The organism is Barnesiella viscericola DSM 18177 (assembly GCF_000512915.1).
In the GTDB taxonomy this organism is placed as follows: Bacteria; Bacteroidota; Bacteroidia; order Bacteroidales; family Barnesiellaceae; genus Barnesiella; species Barnesiella viscericola.
The window spans coordinates 2,325,503-2,348,868 of the sequence record NZ_CP007034.1 but is presented as its reverse complement, the minus strand read 5'-3'; the positions used below and the strand labels follow the sequence as shown (position 1 = coordinate 2,348,868).

Annotated in this window: 24 protein-coding genes; 6 read left to right on the top strand and 18 right to left on the bottom strand. The window is 50.8% G+C overall.

The features are described from left to right. Positions 1 to 27: 27 nt before the first annotated feature. From atpB to BARVI_RS09590, 14 genes are all read right to left on the bottom strand, one after another. Positions 28 to 1,110, bottom strand: a complete 1,083-nt coding sequence (atpB, locus tag BARVI_RS09660) for a F0F1 ATP synthase subunit A (RefSeq protein ID WP_025279049.1) — start codon at positions 1,108 to 1,110, stop codon at positions 28 to 30. A gap of 18 nt (positions 1,111 to 1,128) precedes the next feature. Continuing rightward, a complete protein-coding gene (gene atpC / locus BARVI_RS09655) occupies positions 1,129 to 1,362 on the bottom strand; it encodes an ATP synthase F1 subunit epsilon (RefSeq protein WP_025279048.1) in 234 nt (77 codons plus the stop codon). Positions 1,363 to 1,378: 16 nt separating this feature from the next. Further along, entirely contained in the window at positions 1,379 to 2,890 is a 1,512-nt protein-coding gene (atpD, locus tag BARVI_RS09650) for a F0F1 ATP synthase subunit beta (protein WP_025279047.1), read from the bottom strand. A 36-nt stretch (positions 2,891 to 2,926) separates the two neighbouring features. Next, positions 2,927 to 4,003 (bottom strand): NADH-quinone oxidoreductase subunit NuoH, encoded by a 1,077-nt coding sequence (nuoH, locus tag BARVI_RS09645; RefSeq protein WP_025279046.1) that lies wholly within the window; start codon positions 4,001 to 4,003, stop codon positions 2,927 to 2,929. A gap of 32 nt (positions 4,004 to 4,035) precedes the next feature. Further along, entirely contained in the window at positions 4,036 to 5,658 is a 1,623-nt protein-coding gene (locus BARVI_RS09640; RefSeq protein WP_025279045.1) for an NADH-quinone oxidoreductase subunit D-related protein, read from the bottom strand. Between the two features lie 14 nt (positions 5,659 to 5,672). Next, positions 5,673 to 6,257, bottom strand: coding sequence for an NADH-quinone oxidoreductase subunit B (locus BARVI_RS09635; RefSeq protein WP_025279044.1), 585 nt, complete (start codon positions 6,255 to 6,257; stop codon positions 5,673 to 5,675). Continuing rightward, complete coding sequence (locus BARVI_RS09630) at positions 6,248 to 6,598, bottom strand: NADH-quinone oxidoreductase subunit A (protein WP_025279043.1); 351 nt, start codon at positions 6,596 to 6,598, stop codon at positions 6,248 to 6,250. The genes BARVI_RS09635 and BARVI_RS09630 overlap by 10 nt, the downstream gene beginning before the upstream one ends. A gap of 476 nt (positions 6,599 to 7,074) precedes the next feature. Further along, the gene (locus tag BARVI_RS09620) at positions 7,075 to 8,745 is read right to left on the bottom strand and encodes a tetratricopeptide repeat protein (protein WP_025279041.1); all 1,671 of its coding nucleotides are present in this window, start codon (positions 8,743 to 8,745) and stop codon (positions 7,075 to 7,077) included. Between the two features lie 33 nt (positions 8,746 to 8,778). Beyond that, on the bottom strand, positions 8,779 to 9,747 hold the full coding sequence (locus tag BARVI_RS09615) for a PstS family phosphate ABC transporter substrate-binding protein (protein WP_025279040.1): 969 nt from the start codon (positions 9,745 to 9,747) through the stop codon (positions 8,779 to 8,781). 12 nt (positions 9,748 to 9,759) lie between these two features. Next, positions 9,760 to 9,996: a hypothetical protein gene (locus BARVI_RS09610; protein WP_025279039.1), complete on the bottom strand. Its 237-nt coding sequence runs from the start codon at positions 9,994 to 9,996 to the stop codon at positions 9,760 to 9,762. Between the two features lie 94 nt (positions 9,997 to 10,090). After that, on the bottom strand, positions 10,091 to 10,909 hold the full coding sequence (locus BARVI_RS09605) for an energy transducer TonB (RefSeq protein WP_025279038.1): 819 nt from the start codon (positions 10,907 to 10,909) through the stop codon (positions 10,091 to 10,093). 25 nt (positions 10,910 to 10,934) lie between these two features. Then, entirely contained in the window at positions 10,935 to 11,621 is a 687-nt protein-coding gene (locus BARVI_RS09600; RefSeq protein WP_025279037.1) for an ExbD/TolR family protein, read from the bottom strand. Between the two features lie 20 nt (positions 11,622 to 11,641). Beyond that, on the bottom strand, positions 11,642 to 12,259 hold the full coding sequence (locus BARVI_RS09595) for an ExbD/TolR family protein (RefSeq protein WP_025279036.1): 618 nt from the start codon (positions 12,257 to 12,259) through the stop codon (positions 11,642 to 11,644). 27 nt (positions 12,260 to 12,286) lie between these two features. Then, complete coding sequence (locus BARVI_RS09590; protein WP_025279035.1) at positions 12,287 to 13,096, bottom strand: MotA/TolQ/ExbB proton channel family protein; 810 nt, start codon at positions 13,094 to 13,096, stop codon at positions 12,287 to 12,289. Between the two features lie 557 nt (positions 13,097 to 13,653). Here BARVI_RS09590 and BARVI_RS09585 point away from each other — a divergent pair. Genes BARVI_RS09585 through nqrF form a run of 6 tightly spaced genes read left to right on the top strand, consistent with a single transcriptional unit; the run spans position 13,654 to position 19,542 of the window. After that, positions 13,654 to 15,003, top strand: a complete 1,350-nt coding sequence (locus tag BARVI_RS09585) for a Na(+)-translocating NADH-quinone reductase subunit A (protein ID WP_025279034.1) — start codon at positions 13,654 to 13,656, stop codon at positions 15,001 to 15,003. A 31-nt stretch (positions 15,004 to 15,034) separates the two neighbouring features. After that, positions 15,035 to 16,255 (top strand): NADH:ubiquinone reductase (Na(+)-transporting) subunit B, encoded by a 1,221-nt coding sequence (locus tag BARVI_RS09580; protein WP_025279033.1) that lies wholly within the window; start codon positions 15,035 to 15,037, stop codon positions 16,253 to 16,255. Positions 16,256 to 16,265: 10 nt separating this feature from the next. Then, positions 16,266 to 16,976 (top strand): NADH:ubiquinone reductase (Na(+)-transporting) subunit C, encoded by a 711-nt coding sequence (nqrC, locus tag BARVI_RS09575; protein WP_025279032.1) that lies wholly within the window; start codon positions 16,266 to 16,268, stop codon positions 16,974 to 16,976. A 3-nt stretch (positions 16,977 to 16,979) separates the two neighbouring features. After that, positions 16,980 to 17,600, top strand: a complete 621-nt coding sequence (locus tag BARVI_RS09570; RefSeq protein WP_025279031.1) for an NADH:ubiquinone reductase (Na(+)-transporting) subunit D — start codon at positions 16,980 to 16,982, stop codon at positions 17,598 to 17,600. Between the two features lie 24 nt (positions 17,601 to 17,624). Further along, positions 17,625 to 18,239 carry an NADH:ubiquinone reductase (Na(+)-transporting) subunit E gene (gene nqrE, locus BARVI_RS09565; RefSeq protein ID WP_025279030.1) on the top strand — a complete coding sequence of 205 codons (615 nt, stop codon included), beginning with the start codon at positions 17,625 to 17,627 and terminating at the stop codon, positions 18,237 to 18,239. Between the two features lie 34 nt (positions 18,240 to 18,273). After that, positions 18,274 to 19,542 carry an NADH:ubiquinone reductase (Na(+)-transporting) subunit F gene (gene nqrF, locus BARVI_RS09560; protein ID WP_025279029.1) on the top strand — a complete coding sequence of 423 codons (1,269 nt, stop codon included), beginning with the start codon at positions 18,274 to 18,276 and terminating at the stop codon, positions 19,540 to 19,542. Positions 19,543 to 19,796: 254 nt separating this feature from the next. Here the strand turns inward: nqrF and BARVI_RS09550 are convergent, their stop codons facing one another. From BARVI_RS09550 to BARVI_RS09535, 4 genes are all read right to left on the bottom strand, one after another. Next, positions 19,797 to 20,354, bottom strand: a complete 558-nt coding sequence (locus BARVI_RS09550) for a phosphatase PAP2 family protein (protein ID WP_157232615.1) — start codon at positions 20,352 to 20,354, stop codon at positions 19,797 to 19,799. Beyond that, positions 20,354 to 20,734 (bottom strand): diacylglycerol kinase family protein, encoded by a 381-nt coding sequence (locus tag BARVI_RS09545; protein ID WP_025279026.1) that lies wholly within the window; start codon positions 20,732 to 20,734, stop codon positions 20,354 to 20,356. The genes BARVI_RS09550 and BARVI_RS09545 overlap by 1 nt, the downstream gene beginning before the upstream one ends. Positions 20,735 to 20,969: 235 nt before the next feature. Continuing rightward, on the bottom strand, positions 20,970 to 21,221 hold the full coding sequence (locus BARVI_RS09540) for a type B 50S ribosomal protein L31 (protein ID WP_008862566.1): 252 nt from the start codon (positions 21,219 to 21,221) through the stop codon (positions 20,970 to 20,972). A gap of 186 nt (positions 21,222 to 21,407) precedes the next feature. Then, complete coding sequence (locus BARVI_RS09535) at positions 21,408 to 23,264, bottom strand: biotin/lipoyl-containing protein (protein ID WP_025279025.1); 1,857 nt, start codon at positions 23,262 to 23,264, stop codon at positions 21,408 to 21,410. Positions 23,265 to 23,366 lie beyond the last annotated feature (102 nt).

Genomic DNA, 23,366 nt, shown 5'->3' with positions numbered 1-23,366 from the left:
TTGTTGTTTAGAGATTATACATTTATTTTATTTTTCTACTTTTTCTGTTTTTCCTTCGTGATGCCCCTCGACCTGTGCCAACGAGATGAACAGGGTCGACAGCATCGTAAATACATAGGCTTGAATGAACGATACCAGCGTATCGATCATGAGCATGAACAGCGAGAAGAGCACCGAGATTACGGTCGTCCCGCCTACCACGACGGCGCCAAAGGCTCCGAAGATGAAGATGAGCGAGATGAGCGACAGGATAATCATGTGTCCTCCCATCATGTTGGCAAAGAGACGGACCATGAGGGCCGCCGGTTTGGTGAAGATTCCGAACACCTCAATGAGCGGCATGATGGGCAGCGGGAACTTCAACCACAGAGGCACATCGGGCCAGAAGGTCTCTTTCCAATACTCTTTGGTTCCCTTCACGTTGACCACGATAAAGGTACACAGGGCCAGCACCATGGTAACGGCGATGTTACCCGTCAGGTTGGCGCCACCGGGGAAGATGACAATCAGCCCCAAGAGGTTCATCAGCAAGATGAAGAAGAATATCGTGAGCAGATAGGGGGCAAAGCGCGGCGCCTTGTCACCCAGCGTGCTCTTGATGACTCCGGTATAGACAAACTCGATGAGGAACTCGATGGCCCCTACCCCCTTGCGGGGTGCCTTGTAGTGTTTCTTCTTGTACCAGTGGGCTACCGAAAGCACACACCACATGCACAACAGGGCGGCGATAATCAAGGCCAGCACGTTTTTCGTGATCGACAGGTCGAGTGGCCGATAGCGGTTGCCCTGGTCGTCGACACTCTCGACCTTGCCCTTGTTGGGGCCGTCCTGAGCGATATAGAACCCTTCGTACTGCTGTCCATGTTCGAGACGGCTCGACCAGAATACCTTCCAGTCGCCCTTGTAGTCTCTCACAATAACCGGGAGCGAAATCTTATGCTCGTGCGAGAAAGGCAACTCCCAGCTATATTCATCGAGCAGGTGCTTAAAAATCGTCTCTTTCGGATTGAAGGCTTTCGTCTCTTCCGTCCCGCTCGTCTCCTGAGCCGACAGGTTGAACGAAAAGGCCATCATCAGAAAGGCTACTATGTATGCGATTTGTTTTCTCATCTCTTTTTACTCCACCAATTACCGCACGCACACGGCTACACGGTTGTTATCCACATCGACAAACCCGCCACCGACAGGGACCGAATGGCGTTCGCCTGCCGTCACATATTCAATGGTACCGGCATCGAGCGTCGAGACCAGCGATGCATGATTTTCAAGAACGGTAAACGAACCCTGGGCACCCGGCAGAGTGATCGATTCGACCTCTCCTTGGAAAAGGATTTGTTCCGACGATATAATTTCAAGTACCATACTTCACATCTCTTTTTTAATGAGCGGCTTTGGCCTGCTCCAACAGTTTCTTACCCTTGGCGATAGCCTCGTCGATTGTACCGACGTTCAAGAAGGCCTGTTCGGGATATTCGTCCATCTCGCCGCTGAGAATCATCTTGAATCCGCGAATCGTCTCTTCGAGCGGAACCATTACACCCGGCAGACCGGTAAACTGCTCGGCCACGTGGAACGGTTGCGACAGGAAGCGTTGTGCACGACGGGCACGGCTTACGACCAGCTTGTCCTCGTCCGACAACTCGTCGACACCCAAGATGGCGATAATATCTTGCAATTCGTTGTAGTGTTGCAGCAGCTGTTTCACGGCCTGGGCTACCTGGTAGTGCTCCTCACCCACGATATTGGGATCGAGGATACGCGAGGTCGATTCCAGCGGGTCTACGGCGGGGTAGATACCCAACTCCGAAATCTTACGGCTCAACACCGTCGTGGCGTCCAGGAAGCTGAACGTGGTGGCGGGAGCCGGGTCGGTCAAGTCGTCGGCCGGCACATAGATAGCCTGTACCGAGGTGATAGAACCTTGCTTAGTCGAGGTGATACGCTCTTGCAGCTTACCCATCTCGGAGGCCAACGTCGGTTGATAACCTACGGCCGAAGGCATACGTCCCAACAGAGCCGATACCTCGGAACCTGCCTGGGTGAAACGGAAGATGTTGTCGATGAAGAGCAGAATCTCTTTACCGCCACCATCGGAGTCGCGGAACTGCTCGGCAACCGTCAGACCGGCCAGGGCTACACGCAAACGGGCTCCCGGCGGTTCGTTCATCTGACCGAACACCAGCGTAGCCTGCGACTGGTTTACCTTCTCCATATCGACGTCCTGTATATTCCATTCGCCGCGTTCCATACCCTCTTCAAACTTCTTGCCATACGACATAACGCCCGACTCGAGCATCTCGCGCAGCAGGTCGTTACCTTCACGGGTACGCTCACCTACACCGGTGAACACCGAGAAACCGTTGTGTCCCTTGGCAATGTTGTTGATAAGCTCCATAATCAGCACGGTCTTACCTACACCGGCACCACCGAACAGACCGATTTTACCACCTTTCGAATAAGGTTCGAGCAGGTCGATTACCTTGATTCCCGTGTAAAGCATTTCGGTACTGATCGAGAGGTCGTCAAATGCAGGAGCCTCCTGATGTATTGATTTCAATTCGGTATAATCCAATGCAGGAAGGTGGTCGATGGTATTGCCCAACACATTCATCAACCGACCTTTTACCTGTGTGCCCGTAGGCATCGACAAGGTACGTTGCAAGTCGATTGCTTTCATACCGCGTTTGAGACCGTCGGTAGAATCCATTGCCACGCAACGCACCGTGTTCTCACCGATGTGTTGCTCCACTTCGACAATCAGGTCGGTACCATTCTCACGCTCGATTTTCAGAGCGGCATAGATGGGCGGCACGTCGTTTCCTTCGCCTTCAAAAGCGACATCGACAACCGGCCCGATGACCTGCGTGATATATCCAAATTTATCTGCCATAGCTTTACGTCTATTATCCTTATTATATTTTATCCATTAAAAGTGCAATCCGTAAATAACGATGAGCACCATGACAAAGAGGTTTACCAAATTAATCGGCAACAAGTATTTCCATTCGAGGCGCAACAGTTGGTCGATTCTCAAACGGGGGAAAGTCCACTTGAACCAGATGATGATAAACGAGATGACAATGGCTTTTCCAAAGAACCAAACCACCGAGGGAATATAGTCCATGATGTGGTTGAAGCTCTCCCAACCGGGAATGTGGAACGGCATCCAACCGCCCAGGAAGAGCAACGAGGCTACACCCGAGACGATGAAGAGGTTCAGATACTCGGCCAGATAGAAGAAACCGAAGTGAATACCCGAATACTCGGTGTGATAACCGGCGGTCAACTCACTCTCGGCCTCGGGCAAGTCGAACGGGCCACGATTGGTCTCGGCCGTACCGGCTACCAGATAGATGAGGAAGGCCACGATGGCGGGAATGTGTCCCGTAAAGAGGAACCAACCGTTGCTCTGGGCCTCGACGATACCGGTAATCGACATCGTGCCGGCAAATACGACCATCGTCAACACCGACAACCCGATGGAGAGCTCGTAGCTGACCATCTGTGCACCGCTTCGGATAGCACCGATGAGCGTGTATTTGTTGTGGCTCGACCAACCGGCCAACAGGATACCCAGCACACCAATCGACGAAACGGCAATCAGGAAGAACACCCCGATATTGAAATCGATTACCTGCAACCCTTTACCGAACGGCAGACAGCCGAAGGCCAGCATCGAAGCGACGATAACCAGATAAGGTGCCAGATTGAACAGGAACTTATCGATGTGATTCAACGAAATCAACTCCTTAATCAGGATCTTGAACATATCGGCCACACTCTGGAAGATACCGTAGGGGCCTACCCGATTGGGACCCAGACGGCACTGGAAGAAAGCGCACACCTTACGTTCAAAATATATGTAGAACAGGGCCAGCACGGCATAAAGCAGCAACAGCACCACGCCTACCAATACAAATTCAATCAACAATGCTCCCCAGCCGGGCATGACACTCCTCAACAAATTATCGATCCAGTGGGTAACTATCGAAAAGTCGAACATAACTTATTCTTTAATTTATTTTTGATTACTAATTATCTGTCCATATCGGGGATTACATAGTCGAGCGAACCGCCGATGGCAATGAGGTCGGCAATCTTTCCGTTGCGACACATCGCGTCGAGCCCACCGACCAGCGGCAAGCAGGCCGAGTTGATTTTCAACCGATAAGGATTCTTGTCCCCATGGCTCTCGATAAAGATACCTATCGGACCACGACTGGCCTCTACCTGACGGAAGTAACGGCCTTCGGGCAGCTTGATGATGGGTTTCATCTTCACGGCATAATCGCCCTCGGGAATATTGTCGATAAGTTGCTCGATAATGTGGATCGACTCCAAAATCTCGTCCATACGCACCATGTAGCGGGCAAAAACATCGCCCTCGGTGCGGACAACCTCGTTGAACTCCACCTTGTCGTAGAGGGCATAAGGGTGATTCTTGCGCACGTCGCAAGCCCAACCCGAGGCTCGACCCGACGGGCCAGCGATGCCATACGAGATGGCGTCTTCGCGAGAGAGCAACCCCACGCCTTTCATACGTTGCTGGGCTATCACGTTGCCGGTAAACAGCTGGTGATAATCTTTCAACATGCCCGGCATGTAGGCGCAGAACTCTTTCACCTTACGTTGGAAATCGGGGTGAATGTCGGCCATAAGACCGCCAATCGTATAGTAGTTGAAGGTCATGCGGGCACCGCAAGTCTCCTCAAAAATGTCAAGTATCTTTTCCCGATCACGGAATCCGTAGAAGAAGGCGGTCGTGGCACCCAGGTCCATACAGAAGGTAGCATAGAACAACAGGTGCGACGAGATACGCATCAGCTCGTCCATGATGGTGCGCACATACTGGGCACGGGCCGGGACCTCGACTTGCAGAGCGTCTTCGATACAGAGACACACGGCATGACGGTTCTGCTGAGCCGACAGATAGTCGAGACGGTCGGCAAAGTGGAGCGTCTGCGGATAGGTAAGCGACTCGCACAACTTCTCGATACCCCGGTGTACATAACCGCAATAAACATCAATTTTCTTGACAATCTCACCGTCGAGCGAGGTGCGCAAGCGCAATACACCGTGCGTGGCAGGGTGTTGCGGACCGATGTTTACCACGAACTCTTCGGGAGCGAAAAGTACATTCGTACGCTCTTCGAGTTTTCCGTCGGGAGTCTCAACGATGGCATGGGTTACATCGTCGACAGCCTCGTGTTCGAGACGAATGGGATTCACCTCGGGGTCGGCATTGTAGTCCTTGCGCAGGGGGTATCCCACCCAGTCGTTGCGCAGGAAGAGACGACGCATGTCGGGGTGATTGATGAAGCGGATTCCGAAAAAGTCGTAAACCTCGCGTTCATATAAATAGGCCGATTTCCACAGGTCTTCAACCGAGTGGAGCAACGGGTTTTCGCGGTCGGCGGTTTCGACTTTTACCGACACCTGCGCATTATCGGCCGTGCGAGTGAGATAATAGACACAGCCCAGAGTCTCACCCCAGTCCATGCCTACGATAGAAACCAAATAGTCGAAGTGCAGTTTGTCACGCAGATAAAGCGCCAGATCGTGCCACTTGGCATCGGGCACCGATACTTCCAAGATGGGTCCCTCTACAAAGGTAGCTTCCGGCAGAAAACTGCTTATTTCTTGCTGTATGTTTGCCATATAGGTAACTTATATTATTTTCCGAATACTTTCTCTCGTTTCTCCTGACGGTTCACGCCACCGAAGAATTTTTCAACCTTCACCTTGCGTTGCAACTGCATCAAGCCATAGAACATGGCCTCGGGACGCGGAGGACACCCCGGGATATAGACATCGACCGGCAATATCTCGTCAACACCTTTCAGCACATGATACGATTTCTTGAAAGGGCCACCCGATACGGCGCAACCACCCACGGCTACTACATACTTGGGCTCGGCCAACTGGTCGTACAACCGTTTGAGCACCGGCGCCATGCGATGTACAATCGTACCGGCCACCATCACGAAATCGGCCTGACGCGGACTGGCACGCGCTACTTCAAACCCGAAACGGGCCATGTCGTACCGCGCTGCGCCGAGTGACATAAACTCGATACCGCAGCAACTTGTCGCAAAGGTAAGCGGCCACAAGGAGTTGGACCGTCCCCAATTGATGACTTCGTCAAGGCACCCGACCACCACATTGGTATTCGAGGCTTTGAGCTCGCTGATAAGCTGTTCGATATATTCATTGTCTTTGAAGTCTTCATACTTCATCGATTTGATTTTCACTTCCATTCGAGTGCTCCTTTCTTCCAGGCATATACTAATCCCAGGATAAGTATCACCATGAAAAATAAAATATTAAATAATCCGGCTACACCTAAATCTTTCAATATAACCGCCCAGGGGAACAAGAATACCGTTTCGACGTCGAACATCAGATACAGTATGGCAAACAGATAGTAGCCTACCTTGAACTGCATCCATGATTCGCCTCGCGAGGGGATACCACACTCATAGGGCTCGCCCTTCTGCGGATTGAACGAGCGCGGAGAAATAAGACCGGCTATCAACAAAGCCGCTCCTACCAACGCCAATCCGGTAATCAATACAACTACAAATAGTGCAGAATTCATACGTTAAATTGGTTTGTATTTATTTTCTATTTTCTTTTTCAAATAACAAAGCCCCGTATTGACGCAAGCGCAATACAAGGCCCCTCTGTTCATAACTATACATAAACTCCCGAAATGGAAATACGGCATCGCTCTGCCATACACACGGCCGCACAATCGAACATCGCCTTATTCCACTCAGAGCCAAACATACAATTATACTTTATTTATATCCAGGAAATTAAACTCGCTCAAACGAAATCTCACAAACTCCATTTACAGGCAAAGTTCCCTTCGTTTTTCTGCAAATTATCCCTCGAAAATTTTTGTCGCACAAATATACAAATTTTATTTCCAACAAAAGCCCAAGGGAATATTCTTTTTTATTTTTATCTGCATTTCGACCCAATTATCTTCCTTTTGGAACAAAACCGCACAAAAAGAAACAGAGCGGCAGCCATGGGCTGTCGCTCCGTTATAGATTTCGGAAATATCGATTAGAGGGTATCGAGCGTTTTCAATGCTTCGAGAATCTCGGTATTCTGCGGATCCAGTTCAAGCATCTTGTTCCAATAGTCCTTGGTAGCGGCAATAGCCTCATTTCGCTTGGAAGGAGTGGTCGTTTGCAGATAGTTATAATAACCCAGATACTTGTAAGCCTCAATGTAGGCACGCTTGGTTGCTGCCTTCTCACGATTGACAGGATCCTGATCGAGAACCGTCAAAGTCTCTTTGTACATGGGTTCGGCCAATCCCTCTTTCAACTCGGGGTCACGCACGGCAGCGGCACGGGCACGCCACAAATAGCCACGGTAATCTGTCGGGGCACGTTTTACGACCACATCAAACATCGAGTCGGCTTTGATCAGATACATGTCGCGCAACTCTATGCTGTCCATGGCAGCTTGCCCGGCGCTGTAACAGATCTGGCCCAGCATGTAGTAATCCATGACACGTTGATTGTTTGCCGTATCGGCCTCCATATATTTCTCATATGACTCGATAGCCTTCGGGTAGTTCTTGTTACGTTCGTAAGCATCGCTCAACACTTTGAGTACATCGGTACGCGTATTGTCCAATTCATAAGCTTTCTCATATTGAGCAATAGCCTCGTCATATTTTTTCTCCTTCAACAGAATATCTCCATAGGTGAGGTAGTCACGAGCGGTGAATACATTGTCGCCCGGATCCATACCCAAAAATTCAACGGCAGCCTGCTCGGCAGCTTCCATATTGCCCAGTTCGTAGTTATCGTACATCACGATACGGCGAATCACAAAGTTTTGCGGGTCGCGCGACAAGATGTCCTTGGCCAGAGCCAACGACTCGTCATAACGTTTGCCATAGAACAACAGGGTTGCCAAACGGGGACGGTCGGTCTGGAAATGGTTGGGGTTCTGCATGTATTTCTCATAAGCATCGGCGGCCTTGGTATATTGCGAGTTTTTGTAATAAGCCTCGGCCATCTCACGCTGAGCGATTGCCGAATTGGGAGCAATCTCTTGCAGTTCTTCCAACTTCTGGATAGCCAGTGTGGGGTTGATGTCGAAATAGATGTGCGAATATTTTACATAGGCCTCGATACAGTTGGGATCGAAGTAGATGGCATTTTCATAGCGGCCGCAAGCGTCGCCATACTTTTGCTGGTCAACCAGCACATCGCCTTCAAACATAAAATAATCGGGATATTTCTTATCGGCTTTGTACGATTTCTTCATGTAGTCTTCATAGCCGGGGACTCCGGTTTGGTAATAGGCCTTGGCAATAGCCAGGTTAAGACCGGCATCTTTTTTGTTTTTACCTTTCAGAGCCTCTTTGAAATATTTCTCGGCCTCTTTTTCGGCAGCTGCTTTATCGGCGCCCGTCAAAGCGAGTTTTCCCTGGCCTACGATATTGTAGGCATACAAGGGGTCGGCAGCAAGACCTTTTTTATAATATTCTGCGGCTGCGGCATAGTCCTTATTACCAAATGCGATTTCGCCCAAATAGTAATACGACTCGGCCTTGTTGGTTCCTGCATCGTCGAGCGTACGCTCCAACAGGATTTTGGCCCGATCGGGTTGACCGGCTTTGAAATACTCTATTCCGTCGGTATAGCTGGCGGCGAAAGCGGTCAAAGAACCGGCAGCGAGGAACAGTGACAATACGAATTTAAAACTTGATTTCATTGATATATTTTTAATATTTGATTATTTTCTTTCTTAAAAAGCATCAGTGACGCTTACGTCTCTTTTTAACGCAATATTGGCCTGCCATGGTACAATACCTGTCTTAAAAATTATTAATTGGCCTCTTTGGGAGGAGACAAACTTGGTAAACCCAGTGGGCAGACCGTTGCGGGGATCAGTCGTAATCATGTAAATGGGACGGGTCAACGGATAGTCGCCCGTGGCTATATAGTATTGGTAAGGCTTGTAGGGATCGTATCCCGGAGCCTTGCGCACGGCCATCACCTTAACGACATCGGTAAACGAGGTATTGGTCGTGTCGGCCTCATTGCCTATCCAACTGGCCCCGATCACGCCTATCGCATTGGGGGTTTGGGCCACATAGTCAATTACGGCCTGATTGGACTTTTGGGCAAAGAGCCCTTGGTAAAGCGGTTTCCCTTGACACAGGGAGTCAATGGCATAACGCATGGAACTGGATCCCTGATTGTCAAAGACAAAATTGATTTTACCCAACGACGAGTTGGGATAGATTTGATTCCAAGTGGTTACCTCGCCCGTAACAATCTTGCGCAGTTCGTCGACCGAGATGACATCGTGCTTGTTCGACTTGTTCACGATGAAGGCGATGCCGTCGAGGGCAATCTGCACGGTGCGCACACGCAACTGGCGCGACTTGAACGAAGCCTCTTCCTGCGGGGTTAGTTTGCGGGTAGCCACGGCCAGACGCACACTGTCTTGCAGCAGCATGTTCAAAGCCTCGGCTTCACTCACATAATAGGGAATAATCGAAGCCTTGGGATAGGCCGCTTCAAACACCATGATTTCCTGCTCCATGATGGGCTCGAAACTTTCATCGCAACTGATGTCGATTACCCCCGAGGTAATCGTCTCTTTCACCTTGCGTTCACCTTTCTGATCCGAATCGCCTTGACACGACGCGCAGGACGAAGCGAGGGTGGCCATGAGAACGACAAACGAAAATGCCAGCAACTTATTCATAATCCCACAAATTTATTTCATTCCGACAAATAATCTATATCCCCTGAAAATGCCATATAAGGCAAACACGACCCCCATGATGTAACGCACAATGTCGTGCAAGTTGGAAAAGAAGGTGGTGAACAGCAACAGATAAGCCATGCCCAAATAGATAGCTATCATCACCATACCCAACACGATGTTCATTCCCAACGGGCGCTTTTGCTTGCCGGCGCCCTCTTCATCATAACGGCCGTATTTTTCTTCCATAAACTTTATTTTTAAAATACCCGCAACCTAAAATCTTGAGATAATAGGTTGCGAGTACTATATGCACGAATCTCTTGGTTAAACAATCGAGAGATTACAAAAGTTTGAACACAACAGGCAATGTGAAATAAACCGGTACGTTGTTACCGTTTTGTTTACCGGGAATCCACTTGGGCATGCTCTTCACAACTCGAATAGCCTCTTTGTCGCAAGTGGGGTCCAAGCTACGCAACACGGTCACGTTGTCGATGGTACCCGTCTTCGATACAACGAATCGCAGGATTACACGACCTTGGATACCGTTTTCCTGAGCAATAACCGGGTATTTGAGATTATCACGAATGAACTTCATCAACTCGGCTTCGCCACCGGGGAAGGTAGGCATCTGCTCTACGGCCTCGTAGGGTTTTTCTTCCTCTACGACAGGCTCGGCGATTACTTCACGGAAATCGGCGATGTCCTGGCCATGTTCTTCATCATTACCTTTTACGTCGGCGATAGAGATGTTTACCTTCGATTGGGTCAACTCGTCTTGCGACTTCAACTCTTCTTCGTCAGAAACCTCTTCGTCTTTCTTGATTACAGGTGCGGTAAATTTGATTGAGCTCTTCAAGGGAGGGGGAGGAGGCGTCTCTACCAGGGGTTGAACCTCTTGTTTCTCTACCTCGGCCTCGGGAAGCTGCGACATCTCTACGACGGTAGAGATCTCTTCCTCGGCTTCACCAAACTTAAACGAGTCCACAATATAAGGGAGTGCAAAGGCGAATGCTACAACACAGATTACACCAACGGTAGCCCATGTATATCGCTTGGGCGAATTTACCCGCAAGCGGTAAGCACCGAACGCTTTGTTCTTCCCGACAAAAACTAAGTCGCACCATTCTTTCGAAGTTAAATCTACATTCTTTGACATTTTTCTTCTCCTTTAATGTGTACTATTAGTTCTTCTTCAAACTGGTGTCTATCTGATCTGAGAGAGCACCTTTCTTCTCGTAATTCTCCATCAGGAACAGGTCGCCCTCGGTGATGTCGACAATGGCATAACGACCAATATCGCAGATAATCATTTCGTCGAGCGCATCGATCAGGTTGCGGTAAGAGGCGCCGTTCTGTCCGTTTTCGTCGGCCAGCTTAGCCTTGATCATCACAACCGGGGAGCCTTTGGTTTTCTTGGCTTCGGTTACCAAGGAGTCGAAGACTACCTCATCGATTTCTTTTCTTTTCTTACGTTCCTTCAAATCCTTCACCTTGTTGACAACCGTTTTGTTGCGTTCAAGGAGCAGAGCTCTCAGACCGTCAGCGCCATAAGACGATTCGACCAGCGAGGTATAATCTTCATACTTGGGTTGTCCCAGGTAGTAGAATACCCGATCGTGGTCGCCCAACAAGATGGTTATAGCCTCCGATTCCTTCACCTTATTTTGCTCTTCTTCTGTTACCTTGTCGTTGGTAGGCATACTGATCTCCATTGTCTGGGGTTTGCTCAACGTCGTACAGAACATGAAGAAGGTGATCAAAAGCATGTTCATATCAACCATGGGAGTAAAGTCCACATGGATTTTCATTTTTTTCTGTTGTCCTTTCTTCCCGCCTTTACCCGAGTCTTTTACTTCTACTTCTGCCATAATTCAATTCCTTTCATGACTTAGTTATTTTCTTCTTCTGCGGGTAAACTCTTCAATGAAGTAAGCAGATTGTAACGGTTTTCCTTGATGTCCTGCAACGAACTCATCACGTTTTTGATCTTGTCATACGGGGTAGCCTGGTCGGCCTTGATGGCAATCTTCAAATCGGGATTGTTTTTGCGGGCAGCACGAACCCATTCCTTGAACTCGTTATTGGTACTGTCACAAGGGATACCGTAGTTTTTGAGGGTCTTGTCCTGAATATCGGATTTCAGATCCAGAAAGCCCGGCATTTGCTTGATAGGCACACCAAACGAGTTGGCCAATCTGAACTTATTTATTTGCTCGGGAGTAAACGGGACTCCGTACATACTACTCATTGCATTCAATACATTCACCCTATCCTCTTGTTTGTCGAGACTGATAAAGATTTTCCCGGACGGTTCAATCAAAACCTGCAAAACGTTGATTTCGGGGATTTTGATTTCGGATACCGAAGAGGGGGTACTCACTTGTACAGGCTCTTTCTGAACGAAGGTCGATGTCAGCATGAAGAAAGTAAGCAGAAGCACGGTAACGTCACTCATCGCGGTCATATCGATGAGCGTACTCTTCTTTTTTACTTTTACTTTAGCCATATAATGGTCCTTTCGATTTTATGCCGATTACTTGTGAGTAGCAGCGAATGTGTTAACAATGCAGAAACCTACCTCGTCGATAGCGTAGGTTATGTTATCGATTCTGTTAGAGAAATAGTTATACGAAATTACAGCGAGAGCACCAGTTGCGATACCGAATGCAGTGTTCACAAGGGCCTCGGAAATACCGGTCGACAGGGCAACCGAGTCAGGAGCACCGGCAGTAGCCAGAGCCTGGAACGACTTGATCATACCCAACACTGTACCGAGAAGTCCGACCAGTGTACCCAGCGTCGTCATCGTAGCAACGATAGGCAGGTTCTGTTGCATGGCAGGCATTTCGAGAGCGGCAGCCTCTTCGAGTTGTTTTTGGATAGCCTCGATTTTTTGTTCTTTCGTCAAGTTGCTGTCATTCTCAACTTCACCGTAGCGGATAAGAGCCGACGAAACTACGCTGGCAACCGTACCACGTTGTTTTTCGCAGAGAGCTTGTGCACCGGCGATGTCGCCTTTTTCCAAAGCTGCTTTTACAGCGGCAACGAATTTGTCGACACTGCCTTTACCTTTAACACTCAACATGGCGATGAAACGCTCTACCGAAAGAACGATTACCGTCAACAGCAAAGTTTGCAGGATAGGCACGATGAAACCACCTTTATAGATTGTACCCAACAGGTTCAGAGGGTGTCCGCCTTCGGGATCGCCACCTTCAAAGTTTGTAGGAGCACCAAGTACTTGGGTGAATACCACCAAAGCGATGATAAAACAGATGATGATTACAATAAATGCGTTTTTTATACCGCGCACCTTGTTCTTTTTAGCTTTTTTAGCTTCCATAATTAAATTAAATCTAAGTGTTTGTATTAGTTATTTTAATTCAGTTCTATCCTTTGTTTCAACCTCGTGGCATCGCCCTGGCAAAGGCTAATGAGCCACTGTGTTATGCCTTTCTATGAAACGTTTCTAATTCCTTAATATTATATGCCGAGAATTTTTCTCCCAAGAGCCCGAGGTACCAAGCGCACCTCTTTCCTGCTTATTTCTCCGCATTTGTGCGTCAAATGTAGTACATTATTTCCAGACAAAAAAATAATTCACTTTTTTTTTCAGAGGGTCACAACTCACCTATTCTTCTATTATTATAGTGATTTAGACTCTTTTCAGGGGTCTGTCCGTTACCTGCCGCTCCAAGACATACGAGCAACAAATCAGTCTCGCCGCAATATTCCAGCATATTTTACTAACCTCTCATTATCATCTGGAACAATATACAATCTATTCATTTATGAACATTTTTAGCCCAGGTGTCACCCTATCTAAAAAAATGCCAACAAGATACTATCGGGAATCGAAAAGAATTGTAATTTTGCACAAAATTCATTTTCTACATTAATATGGATCATGTAGTCAAAATCAAAAAAGGGCTCGACATTCAGCTGCAAGGCGCTCCGGCCCCGGAAATATCCCAATCGACAGACAGTCTGCTATACGCCATTATCCCCGACGATTTTACCGGTCTGACCCCCAAAGTGGACGTAAAACCGGGCGACCGCGTTTTGGCCGGTTCTCCGGTCATGCACGACAAGACGCTTACCGACGTCGTGGTCACTTCACCGGTAAGCGGCGAGGTGGTTGCCGTGGAGCGTGGCGAACGGCGCAAGGTGATGAAGATTACCATCAAGCCCGACATAAAACAGGAGGCTGTCGATTTCGGTAAAGTATCACCCGATACGGCATCGGCCGACGATCTCAAAGCATTGTTGCTGAAATCGGGAACCTTTGCGTTCATCAAGCAACGCCCCTATGACATCATTGCCAACCCCGGTACAACGCCGCGCGATATCTTTGTCACGGCCTTCGACTCGGCACCGCTGGCTCCCGACTATGCCTTTGTTCTGAAAGACGAACTTCATTTCCTCGAAACAGGCTTGAAGGCACTGGCCAAACTCACCCCGGGCAAGGTTTATGTGGGGGTATCCAAACGTTCGCCCCTCGCGCTCAAAAACGGTGAGGCAGTCCTCTTCGACGGACCGCACCCCGCAGGCAACGTGGGGGTACAAATCAACCACATCGCACCTGTCAACAAGGGCGAAACGGTGTGGACGCTCAATGCGCTCGACCTGCTCTTCATCGGTCGTCTGCTCGAGACAGGTCATGTCGACTTCTCGCGTCTGGTGGCTGTCACGGGATCGGAGGTAACCAAACCGCACTATGTACGCACCTGTGCCGGCGCTTCAATCGCCTCGATTACCCGGGGTCTGGTCAAGAAGGCCGACTATGAGCAGCGCTACATCAGCGGCAACGTGCTCACCGGGTTCAACGCCGGAGCCGACGGCTATCTGGGAGCCCGACAGGCACAAGTGACGGTGATTCCCGAGGGGAACAACTGCAACGAATTCATGGGCTGGGCTTCGCTCAATCCCCACAAATACAGCACGAGCCACTCCTACTTCTCATGGTTGCTGGGCAAGAAACGGCGCTATGCCATCGATGCCCGGGTGAGAGGCGGCGAGCGCGCCATCATCATGTCCGACGAGTATGATCGGGTATTCCCCATGGATATCTATCCCGAATACCTCATCAAAGCAATCCTGGCCTTCGACATCGACAAGATGGAGAATCTGGGTATCTACGAGGTGGCGCCCGAAGATTTCGCCCTCTGCGAGTTTGTCGACACCTCGAAGCTCGAACTTCAAAAAATCGTGCGCAACGGTCTCGACCGGCTGATGAAAGAGATGAACTAAGATACAATAACCATTTTAATACGAAACGACTTTGAAAGCTTTAAAGAATTACATGGACAAAATCAAGCCCCATTTTGAACCGGGGGGAAAGTTGTCCATGTTCCAATCGGTATTCGAAGGGTTTGAATCATTCCTTTTTGTCCCCAACACCACCTCGCACTCGGGGGTACACATACACGACAGTATTGACTCGAAGCGGACGATGACGGTGGTTATCGTCGCCCTGTTGCCGGCGCTGCTCTTCGGTATGTACAACGTGGGCTACCAACACTATCTGGCCATCGGCGAGCTGGCCCAGACATCGTTTTGGTCGATTTTCCTCTTCGGATTCCTGGCCGTACTGCCCAAAATCGTGGTATCCTACGTGGTAGGTCTGGGCATCGAGTTTACCGCCGCACAGCTGCGTCACCACGAAATCCAGGAGGGTTTCCTGGTATCGGGTATGCTCATTCCCATGATTGTGCCGGTCGACACGCCGTTGTGGATGATTGCCGTGGCCACCGCCTTTGCCGTCATCTTTGCCAAGGAGGTATTCGGCGGTACGGGCATGAATATCTTCAACATCGCCCTGGTTACGCGGGCCTTCCTCTTCTTTGCCTACCCCTCCAAGATGTCGGGCGACGAGGTATTCGTTCGCACGGGCGACACCTTCGGACTGGGCGCCGGACAACTGGTCGAAGGCTTCTCGGGAGCCACTCCGCTGGGGCAGGCTGCCACCCACACAGGCGGCGGAGCCCTGCAACTGACCGATATTCTGGGCAATACCCTTTCGCTGCAAGACATGTTCCTCGGATTCATACCGGGTTCCATCGGCGAGACCTCGACGCTGGCCATTCTCATCGGAGCCGTCATTCTGCTGGGTACCGGTATCGCCAGCTGGCGGGTGATGCTCTCGGTATTCGCTGGCGGCATCGTGATGAGCCTTATCTGCAACTGGTTCGCCAACCCCGACATCTATCCGGCTGCACAACTCTCGCCCCTCTCCCAAATCTGTTTGGGTGGATTTGCCTTTGCCGCCGTCTTCATGGCTACCGACCCGGTAACCGGTGCGCGAACCAATACGGGTAAATACATCTTCGGATTCCTGGTGGGTGTAGTGGCTATCCTGATCCGGGTATTCAACAGCGGATACCCCGAAGGCGCCATGCTGGCCATTCTGCTCATGAACGCATTTGCCCCGCTCATCGACTACTTCGTGGTCGAGGCCAATATCCGTCACCGTCTCAAACGAGCCAAAAACTTGACAAAATAGAATTACAGCTATGAACAAACAAGGTAATACCTATACGCTCATCTATACCGCGGTCATGGTGATTGTCGTGGCCTTTATCCTGGCCTTTGCCGCCATCGGGCTCAAACCGGCTCAGCAGAAGAACATCGCCATCGACAAGATGAGTCAGATACTCAACTCGGTCAACATCGTCTCCACTCCCGAGAATGCACAGGAGTTGTATGGCAAATACATCGACGACTCGTTTGTAGTCGATGCCAACGGCCAACTGGTCAAAGGCGAATCGTTTTCGATGAACATCGCCGACCAGCTGAAACTGCCCGAAGCACAGCGCACGCTGCCCATCTTCATCTGCACCGACGAATCGGGTTCGACCAAATACATTATTCCCCTCTCGGGAGCCGGCCTGTGGGGCCCCATTTGGGGGTATATCTCGGTCGAAAACGACGGTAATACGGTCTACGGAGCCTACTTCGCCCACCAAGGCGAGACCCCGGGTCTGGGTGCCGAAATCGAGAAACCTCAGTTCCAGAAACAGTTCCAGGGCAAACATTTCTTCATCGACGGAACCTTCACCTCCATCGCCGTAGAAAAGACCGGACACAAGCCGCAAAACGGCGCCGACTATGTCGATGCCGTATCGGGTGGGACCATCACGAGCAAAGGGGTGCAGAGCATGTTGCAAAACTGTGTGAAACCCTACGCCCAATTTTTAGAATCGCTTAATTCAAAGAATATATAAGCCATGTTGTCAAAAAAGAATAAAGAGATACTTTTGGGGCCACTCTCCAAGAACAACCCGGTAATCGTACAGATATTGGGTATCTGCTCGGCCCTGGCCGTAACGGCAAAACTCGAACCGGCCCTTGTCATGGCCGTGTCGGTGACGGCCGTTGTCGCTTTCGCCAACGTCATTATCTCGCTGCTGCGCAACACCATTCCCAACAGCATACGCATCATCGTGCAACTGGTCGTGGTAGCGGCTCTGGTAATTATCGTAGACCAGGTGCTCAAAGCCTACATGTACCAGGTGAGCAAGCAGCTCTCGGTATTCGTGGGGCTCATCATCACCAACTGTATCCTTATGGGGCGTCTCGAAGCCTTCGCGCTGAGCCACAAGCCCTGGGAGTCGTTTCTCGACGGCGTGGGCAACGGTGTAGGCTACGGCATCATTCTGGTTATCGTCGCCTTTTTCAGGGAGCTGTTGGGCTCGGGCACGCTGTTCGGCTACCAGGTTATTCCCCAACAACTGTATGACTGGGGCTACCAGAACAACGGGTTGATGATACTCCCCCCCATGGCGCTCATCACCGTGGCCTGTATCATCTGGGTACACCGCTCCCGCAACAAAGATTTGCAACAATAAGAAACCGCGATAAGCTACTGATATATGGAAAATCTAAATCTGTTCGTCAGGTCTATCTTCATAGACAACATGATATTTGCCTACTTCCTCGGTATGTGCTCCTACCTGGCCGTATCGAAGAACGTGAAAACGGCATTCGGTCTGGGTATCGCCGTCACCTTCGTGCTGGCCATCACCCTGCCGGTCAACTATCTGCTCGAAACCTATGTGCTCAAAGCCGGCGCCTTGAAATGGCTGGGTCCCGAATTTGCCCAGCTCGACCTGAGCTTCCTGAGCCTCATCATGTTTATCGCCATCATCGCCTCGATGGTGCAGTTGGTCGAGATGTTTGTCGAGAAATACTCGCCTTCGCTCTACGCTTCGCTGGGTATCTTCCTGCCGCTTATCGCCGTGAACTGCGCCATCTTGGGTGGCTCGCTCTTCATGCAGCAGCGCAACTTCCCCTCGGTAACGAGCGCCACCGTCTACGGCATCGGCTCGGGATTGGGCTGGTTGCTTGCTATCGTCTGCCTGGCGGCCATTCGCGAGAAGCTCAGCTACTCCAACATACCGGCACCGTTGCGGGGCATCGGCATCACGTTCATCATCACCGGCCTGATGGGTATTGCCTTCATGAGCTTTTTAGGAATCAAACTTTAATAGGAGGGTCACGATGTTATTAGCAATCAGTTCCATGTCAACAACAATCATATCGAGTATTGTTTTATTCCTGGGCGTGTCGCTCCTGCTGGTAGTGATTCTGCTCATCGCCAAGAAATACCTGGTACCGTCGGGCAAGGCGGTCATCACCATCAACGACGACAAGAAGGTCGAGGTCGACACGGGCGGCAGCCTGCTCAGCACCCTGGCCAACGAGAAGATATTCCTCCCCTCGGCCTGTGGCGGAGGCGGTTCGTGCGGACAGTGCCGCTGCCAGGTACTGGAAGGAGGCGGTGAGATTCTGCCCACCGAGCAGGTGCACTTCTCGCGCAAGCAACAGATGAACCACTGGCGACTGGGTTGCCAGGTGAAGGTGAAAAACGACATGAAAATCGTGGTTCCCGAGTCGGTTCTGGGTGTGAAAGAGTGGGAGTGCGAGGTAATCTCAAACAAAAACGTGGCTACCTTCATCAAAGAGTTTATCGTGGCTCTGCCCCCCGGCGAACACATGAACTTTATCCCCGGTTCCTATGCCCAAATCAAGATTCCTACCTTCGAGATGGACTACGACAAGGATATCGACAAGAGCCTCATCGGCGACGAATACCTGCCCTCGTGGGAAAAATTCGGCTTGTTCAGCCTCAAATGCAAGAACACCGAGCCGACGATTCGCGCCTACTCCATGGCCAACTACCCGGCCGAGGGCGACCGCATCATGCTCACCGTGCGTATCGCTACGCCGCCCTTCAAACCGAAACCCCAGGTGGGATTCCAAGATGTGATGCCGGGTATCGCCTCGTCCTATATCTACACGCTGAAACCGGGCGACAAGGTTATCATGAGCGGCCCTTACGGCGACTTCCACCCCATCTTCAACTCGAAGCGCGAAATGCTGTGGATCGGCGGGGGTGCCGGTATGGCTCCGCTGCGCTCGCAAATCATGCACATGACCAAGACGCTCCACACGACCGACCGCAAGATGTCCTACTTCTACGGTGCACGTGCTCTCAACGAGGTGTTCTACCTGAACGATTTCCTCGAACTGGAAAAGGAGTTCCCCAACTTCTCGTTCCACTTGGCTCTCGACCGTCCCGACCCGGCTGCCGATGCTGCCGGCGTGAAATATACCCCGGGATTTGTTCATCAGGTTATCTACAACACCTACTTGAAGGACCACGAGGCTCCCGAGGATATCGAGTACTACATGTGTGGCCCCGGCCCCATGTCGAAGGCCGTCGAGAAGATGTTGTGGGATTTGGGCGTGCCCGAAGAGAACCTCATGTACGACAACTTCGGAGGCTAACCGAAAAGCCCCTTTCATACAATATCACCCGCCGGGACACTCTTGTCGAATGTCCCGGCGGGTTCTTTTTTGTCCAACCCAAATGCGACATTGGGGAGATACCGAAGAGAGTCGAGCAAAAGCAGGAGCAGCAACAAAAGCAGAAACAGGAAAAGAGAAAAGACAGGGAAATCGCACCCTCCTGCCCGGTCCATGCGCCCCCGCCAAGGGCATGCGAGGGAAGAGCGTTTAGAGCGGGTTGGAGCGGGGAACAGTCAGAAGACGAGCGAGGCATACACCCCGAAGGAGTTCCCGTCGGAGACGGGCGAAATGACCAGCTTGTTGTCCCGAGCAAAAGGACGGGTATAGATATAGGCGCTACCGGCACCAATCAGGGCTCCGGCGGCCACGTCCCACCAGTCGTGTCTGCGGGCATAGGTGCGGGCCCAACCCACATAGGCGGCCACGGCATAGGCCGGAGCACCCCATGCCCACCCGTAGCGGCGTTGCACAAATGCAGCATTGGCAAAAGTTATCGAAGTGTGTCCCGAAGGGAACGAGAGGTTGTTGCTGCCGTCGGGACGTTTTTTATGTACGGCAAATTTGAGCAGATAGGTGGCCCCCAGTGTCGTGACTCCCGTCAGAGCAGCCTGTTTGAAACCGGTCCAGTCTTTCATCACCAGCATGGTGGTGGCTGTGGCTACCGGCATTGCCACCAGCAGCACGTCGCTCGACAACTCCACCGCTTCGCGACTCCGGCTCACACCCTCGGCCCGCAGGGGCAACCCGGCAATCAGCAGCGACAGCAGAACAAGGGTAATCTGCTTGCACATCACGACCATAAAGCAATAAACTTGGGAATGAAAATCAGCAGACCCACGACGACCGACATCGTGGCCAATATGAGTACGGCCCCGGCAGCCAGGTCCTTGGCATGCTTGATAGCCTCGTCGTAGCCGGGCGACACCCGGTCGCACAAGGCCTCGATGGCCGAGTTGATGCCCTCGGCAGCCAGCACGGCGCCGATGCACAGAACGACGGCAGCCCATTCGAGTGTCGAGAGCCCCAACCACAACCCGACCAACACCACACACACGGCGACAAAACAGTGTATCCACGCATTGTGTTCGCGGCTTATCAATCGGGCTATTCCCCGCCCCGCATACTTGAAACTGCGGGCTCGATCGGTGAGGCTGAAACGCTTCTTCTCCATGGACTTATTCTTTCTTGACCCGACAAAGATACATCATTTGTCAACGAATCGCAATAGGCCGAAAACCGGGAGAGTTTGTCGAAGGCGACCTGACTGCACCACACACCGGGGGATACAGGCACCGCTCTCCCCCACGCTCCACTCTCCTATCCTCCTCTCTTCCCCCAGAGAGAAAAAAAATGTGCCCCGATTCTGCAATCGGGGCACAGACTCAAACATATAACTGAAACGTCAATTATTTCTTGCGATTGCCATAACGGCTCATGAACTTGTCCACACGACCTGCGGTATCCACGAGTTTCTGTTTACCGGTGAAGAAGGGGTGTGAAGAACTGGTGATTTCCAGCTTTACCAAAGGATAGGTAACGCCATCAATTTCGATTGTCTCTTTGGCGGCTACGGTTGAACGGGTGATAAAGATTTCTTCGTTCGACATGTCTTTGAAAACTACGGGACGGTAGTTATCAGGATGGATTCCTTTTTTCATTGTTATATCGTCTTTTATTATATTATCAAATGTTCACGTTGGTAGCGTGATTTTTTCGTAATGGCTTGCAAATGTAGGGATAACTTTCCATTTAGAAAAATATTTGCGCCACTTTTTCTAAAAAAAGTCCGGCCGAATGCCTCATGGCACCGGCCGGAGCTCTATTTTTCACGTTTCACGTGCGACTTATTCAAACTCAATCAACGGTTCGTTGGTACCTACCACGTCGTTCTCTTTTACCAGAACACGTTTCACGGTACCGTTCATGGTCGAGAGAATATCGTTCTCCATCTTCATGGCCTCATACACGAGCACCACGTCGTCCTTCTTCACCTGGTCACCGGCTTTCACCTTGATTTCAACCACCTTACCTCCCATGGGAGCATCGATGGTAGGACCGGTAATGGGCTCTACGGGAGCAGCCTCCTTGACCTCTTCCTTCACAGCCTCGGCGGCCGGTTTCTTGGCTTCGTATTCGGCAGCACGTACCCCTTTCAGATAGGTGGTAGCGACGTTGGGGAAGAGTTCGAGCAACAGATACTCCTGCTCGTTCTCGGCCAGTTTCACGCCACCGAACTCGGGCAGAACGGGATTCTCGGGAGCTTTGTAGGAGTTGGTGTCATAGGGAGTCTCAACGGGACTGCCGGTAATCTTCTCGCGGAATTTGGGATCGACGGGAACCGGGGTCTTGCCGTACTCACCTTTTACCAAGGCTTTGAACTGGTTGGAAACCGTCGTATATTCGGGGTTGCCTTTCAGACGGTCGAGGGCACAACTTACGGCCTGGCTACCTACGATTTGGCTGGTAGGCGTAACCAGAGGCACCAAACCGGCATCGGAACGAACCTTCGGAATCAACTTCATGGCGTCGTCGAGCACATGCTCGGCTTTGAGCTGCTTCAACTGGGCCACCATGTTGGAGTACATACCGCCGGGAACCTCGGCCTCTTTCACCAGTTCGTTGGGTTTGGGGAATCCGAAATAGTCTTCGATAGCGTGGCAAGCATCGAGCAGAGCAGGCTCGTCGTTGCGCTTGGCGGCATCGATAGCGGTATCGAAGAGTTTGTCGATGTTGTCGGGCAACTTGTCGATAAGCGGGTCGAAGGCGATGGGGAAGGCATCTTTCTTCAAGTCGTAAGCGGCCAACTCGCGGCGGATACCCAGCAACTCGGCACGTATCTTGCTCACGGCAGCCATGTTGACCTCCATCTCTACACCCAGTTTCTGGCAGAAGATGTAGAGCAACTCGATAGCCGGAGCTGCCGAACCGCCACCAAAGTACCAGATGTTGGTATCGAGAATGTCGACCCCGTGAATGACAGCCATCAACGACGAGGCCAGACCGTAACCAGGCGTACAGTGGGTGTGGAAATCGACGGGCACCTTCAAGGCCTTTTTCAGTTTCGGCATCAGCGAGGCCACCCGGGCAGGATTAACCAGACCGGCCATATCTTTCAAGGTCACCATCTTGGCACCCAGCTTTTCAAAACCGAGAGCCTTCTCTACAAAGTATTCATCGGTAAAGATGGGCTTGGGCAACTTCTTGCCGAAGAGGGCTTTCACCCGATCCATAAAGGTGATGGTATAATGCGGGTCGACCGTATAGCACACGGCACCATCGGAGATGGCACCCACGGCATTTATCTTCTCGACCGACGATTTCACGTTGTTCAAGTCGTTGAGGGCATCAAATATACGCATGATTCCCAAGCCGTTGGCAACAGCCTCGCGGTAGAATCCGTCGAGTACCGAATCGGGATAAGGTGCGTATCCAAACAAATTGCGGCCACGCGAAAGAGCGGTCAAATACGAAGCACCACCAATAGCATCGCTAATGGTTTTGAGGCGAGTCCACGGACTCTCGTTCAAATAGCGCATCACCGAATCGGGTACTGCACCGCCCCAAACTTCCATGGCAAAGAAACCGGCATCCTTATAATAGGGTAATACCCGATTTATCTGCTCCTGAGTAAGACGAGTGGCGAACAAAGATTGTTGCCCATCACGAAGGGTAAGATCTCGAATTTTCAATTTTTTTGGCATAGCAATCTGATTTAATAGGTGTTACTATTTTTCTACATTACATGATTTAATCATACAAATATAATATTATTTAACTTATTATCAAAGGAAAAAGCGTACTTT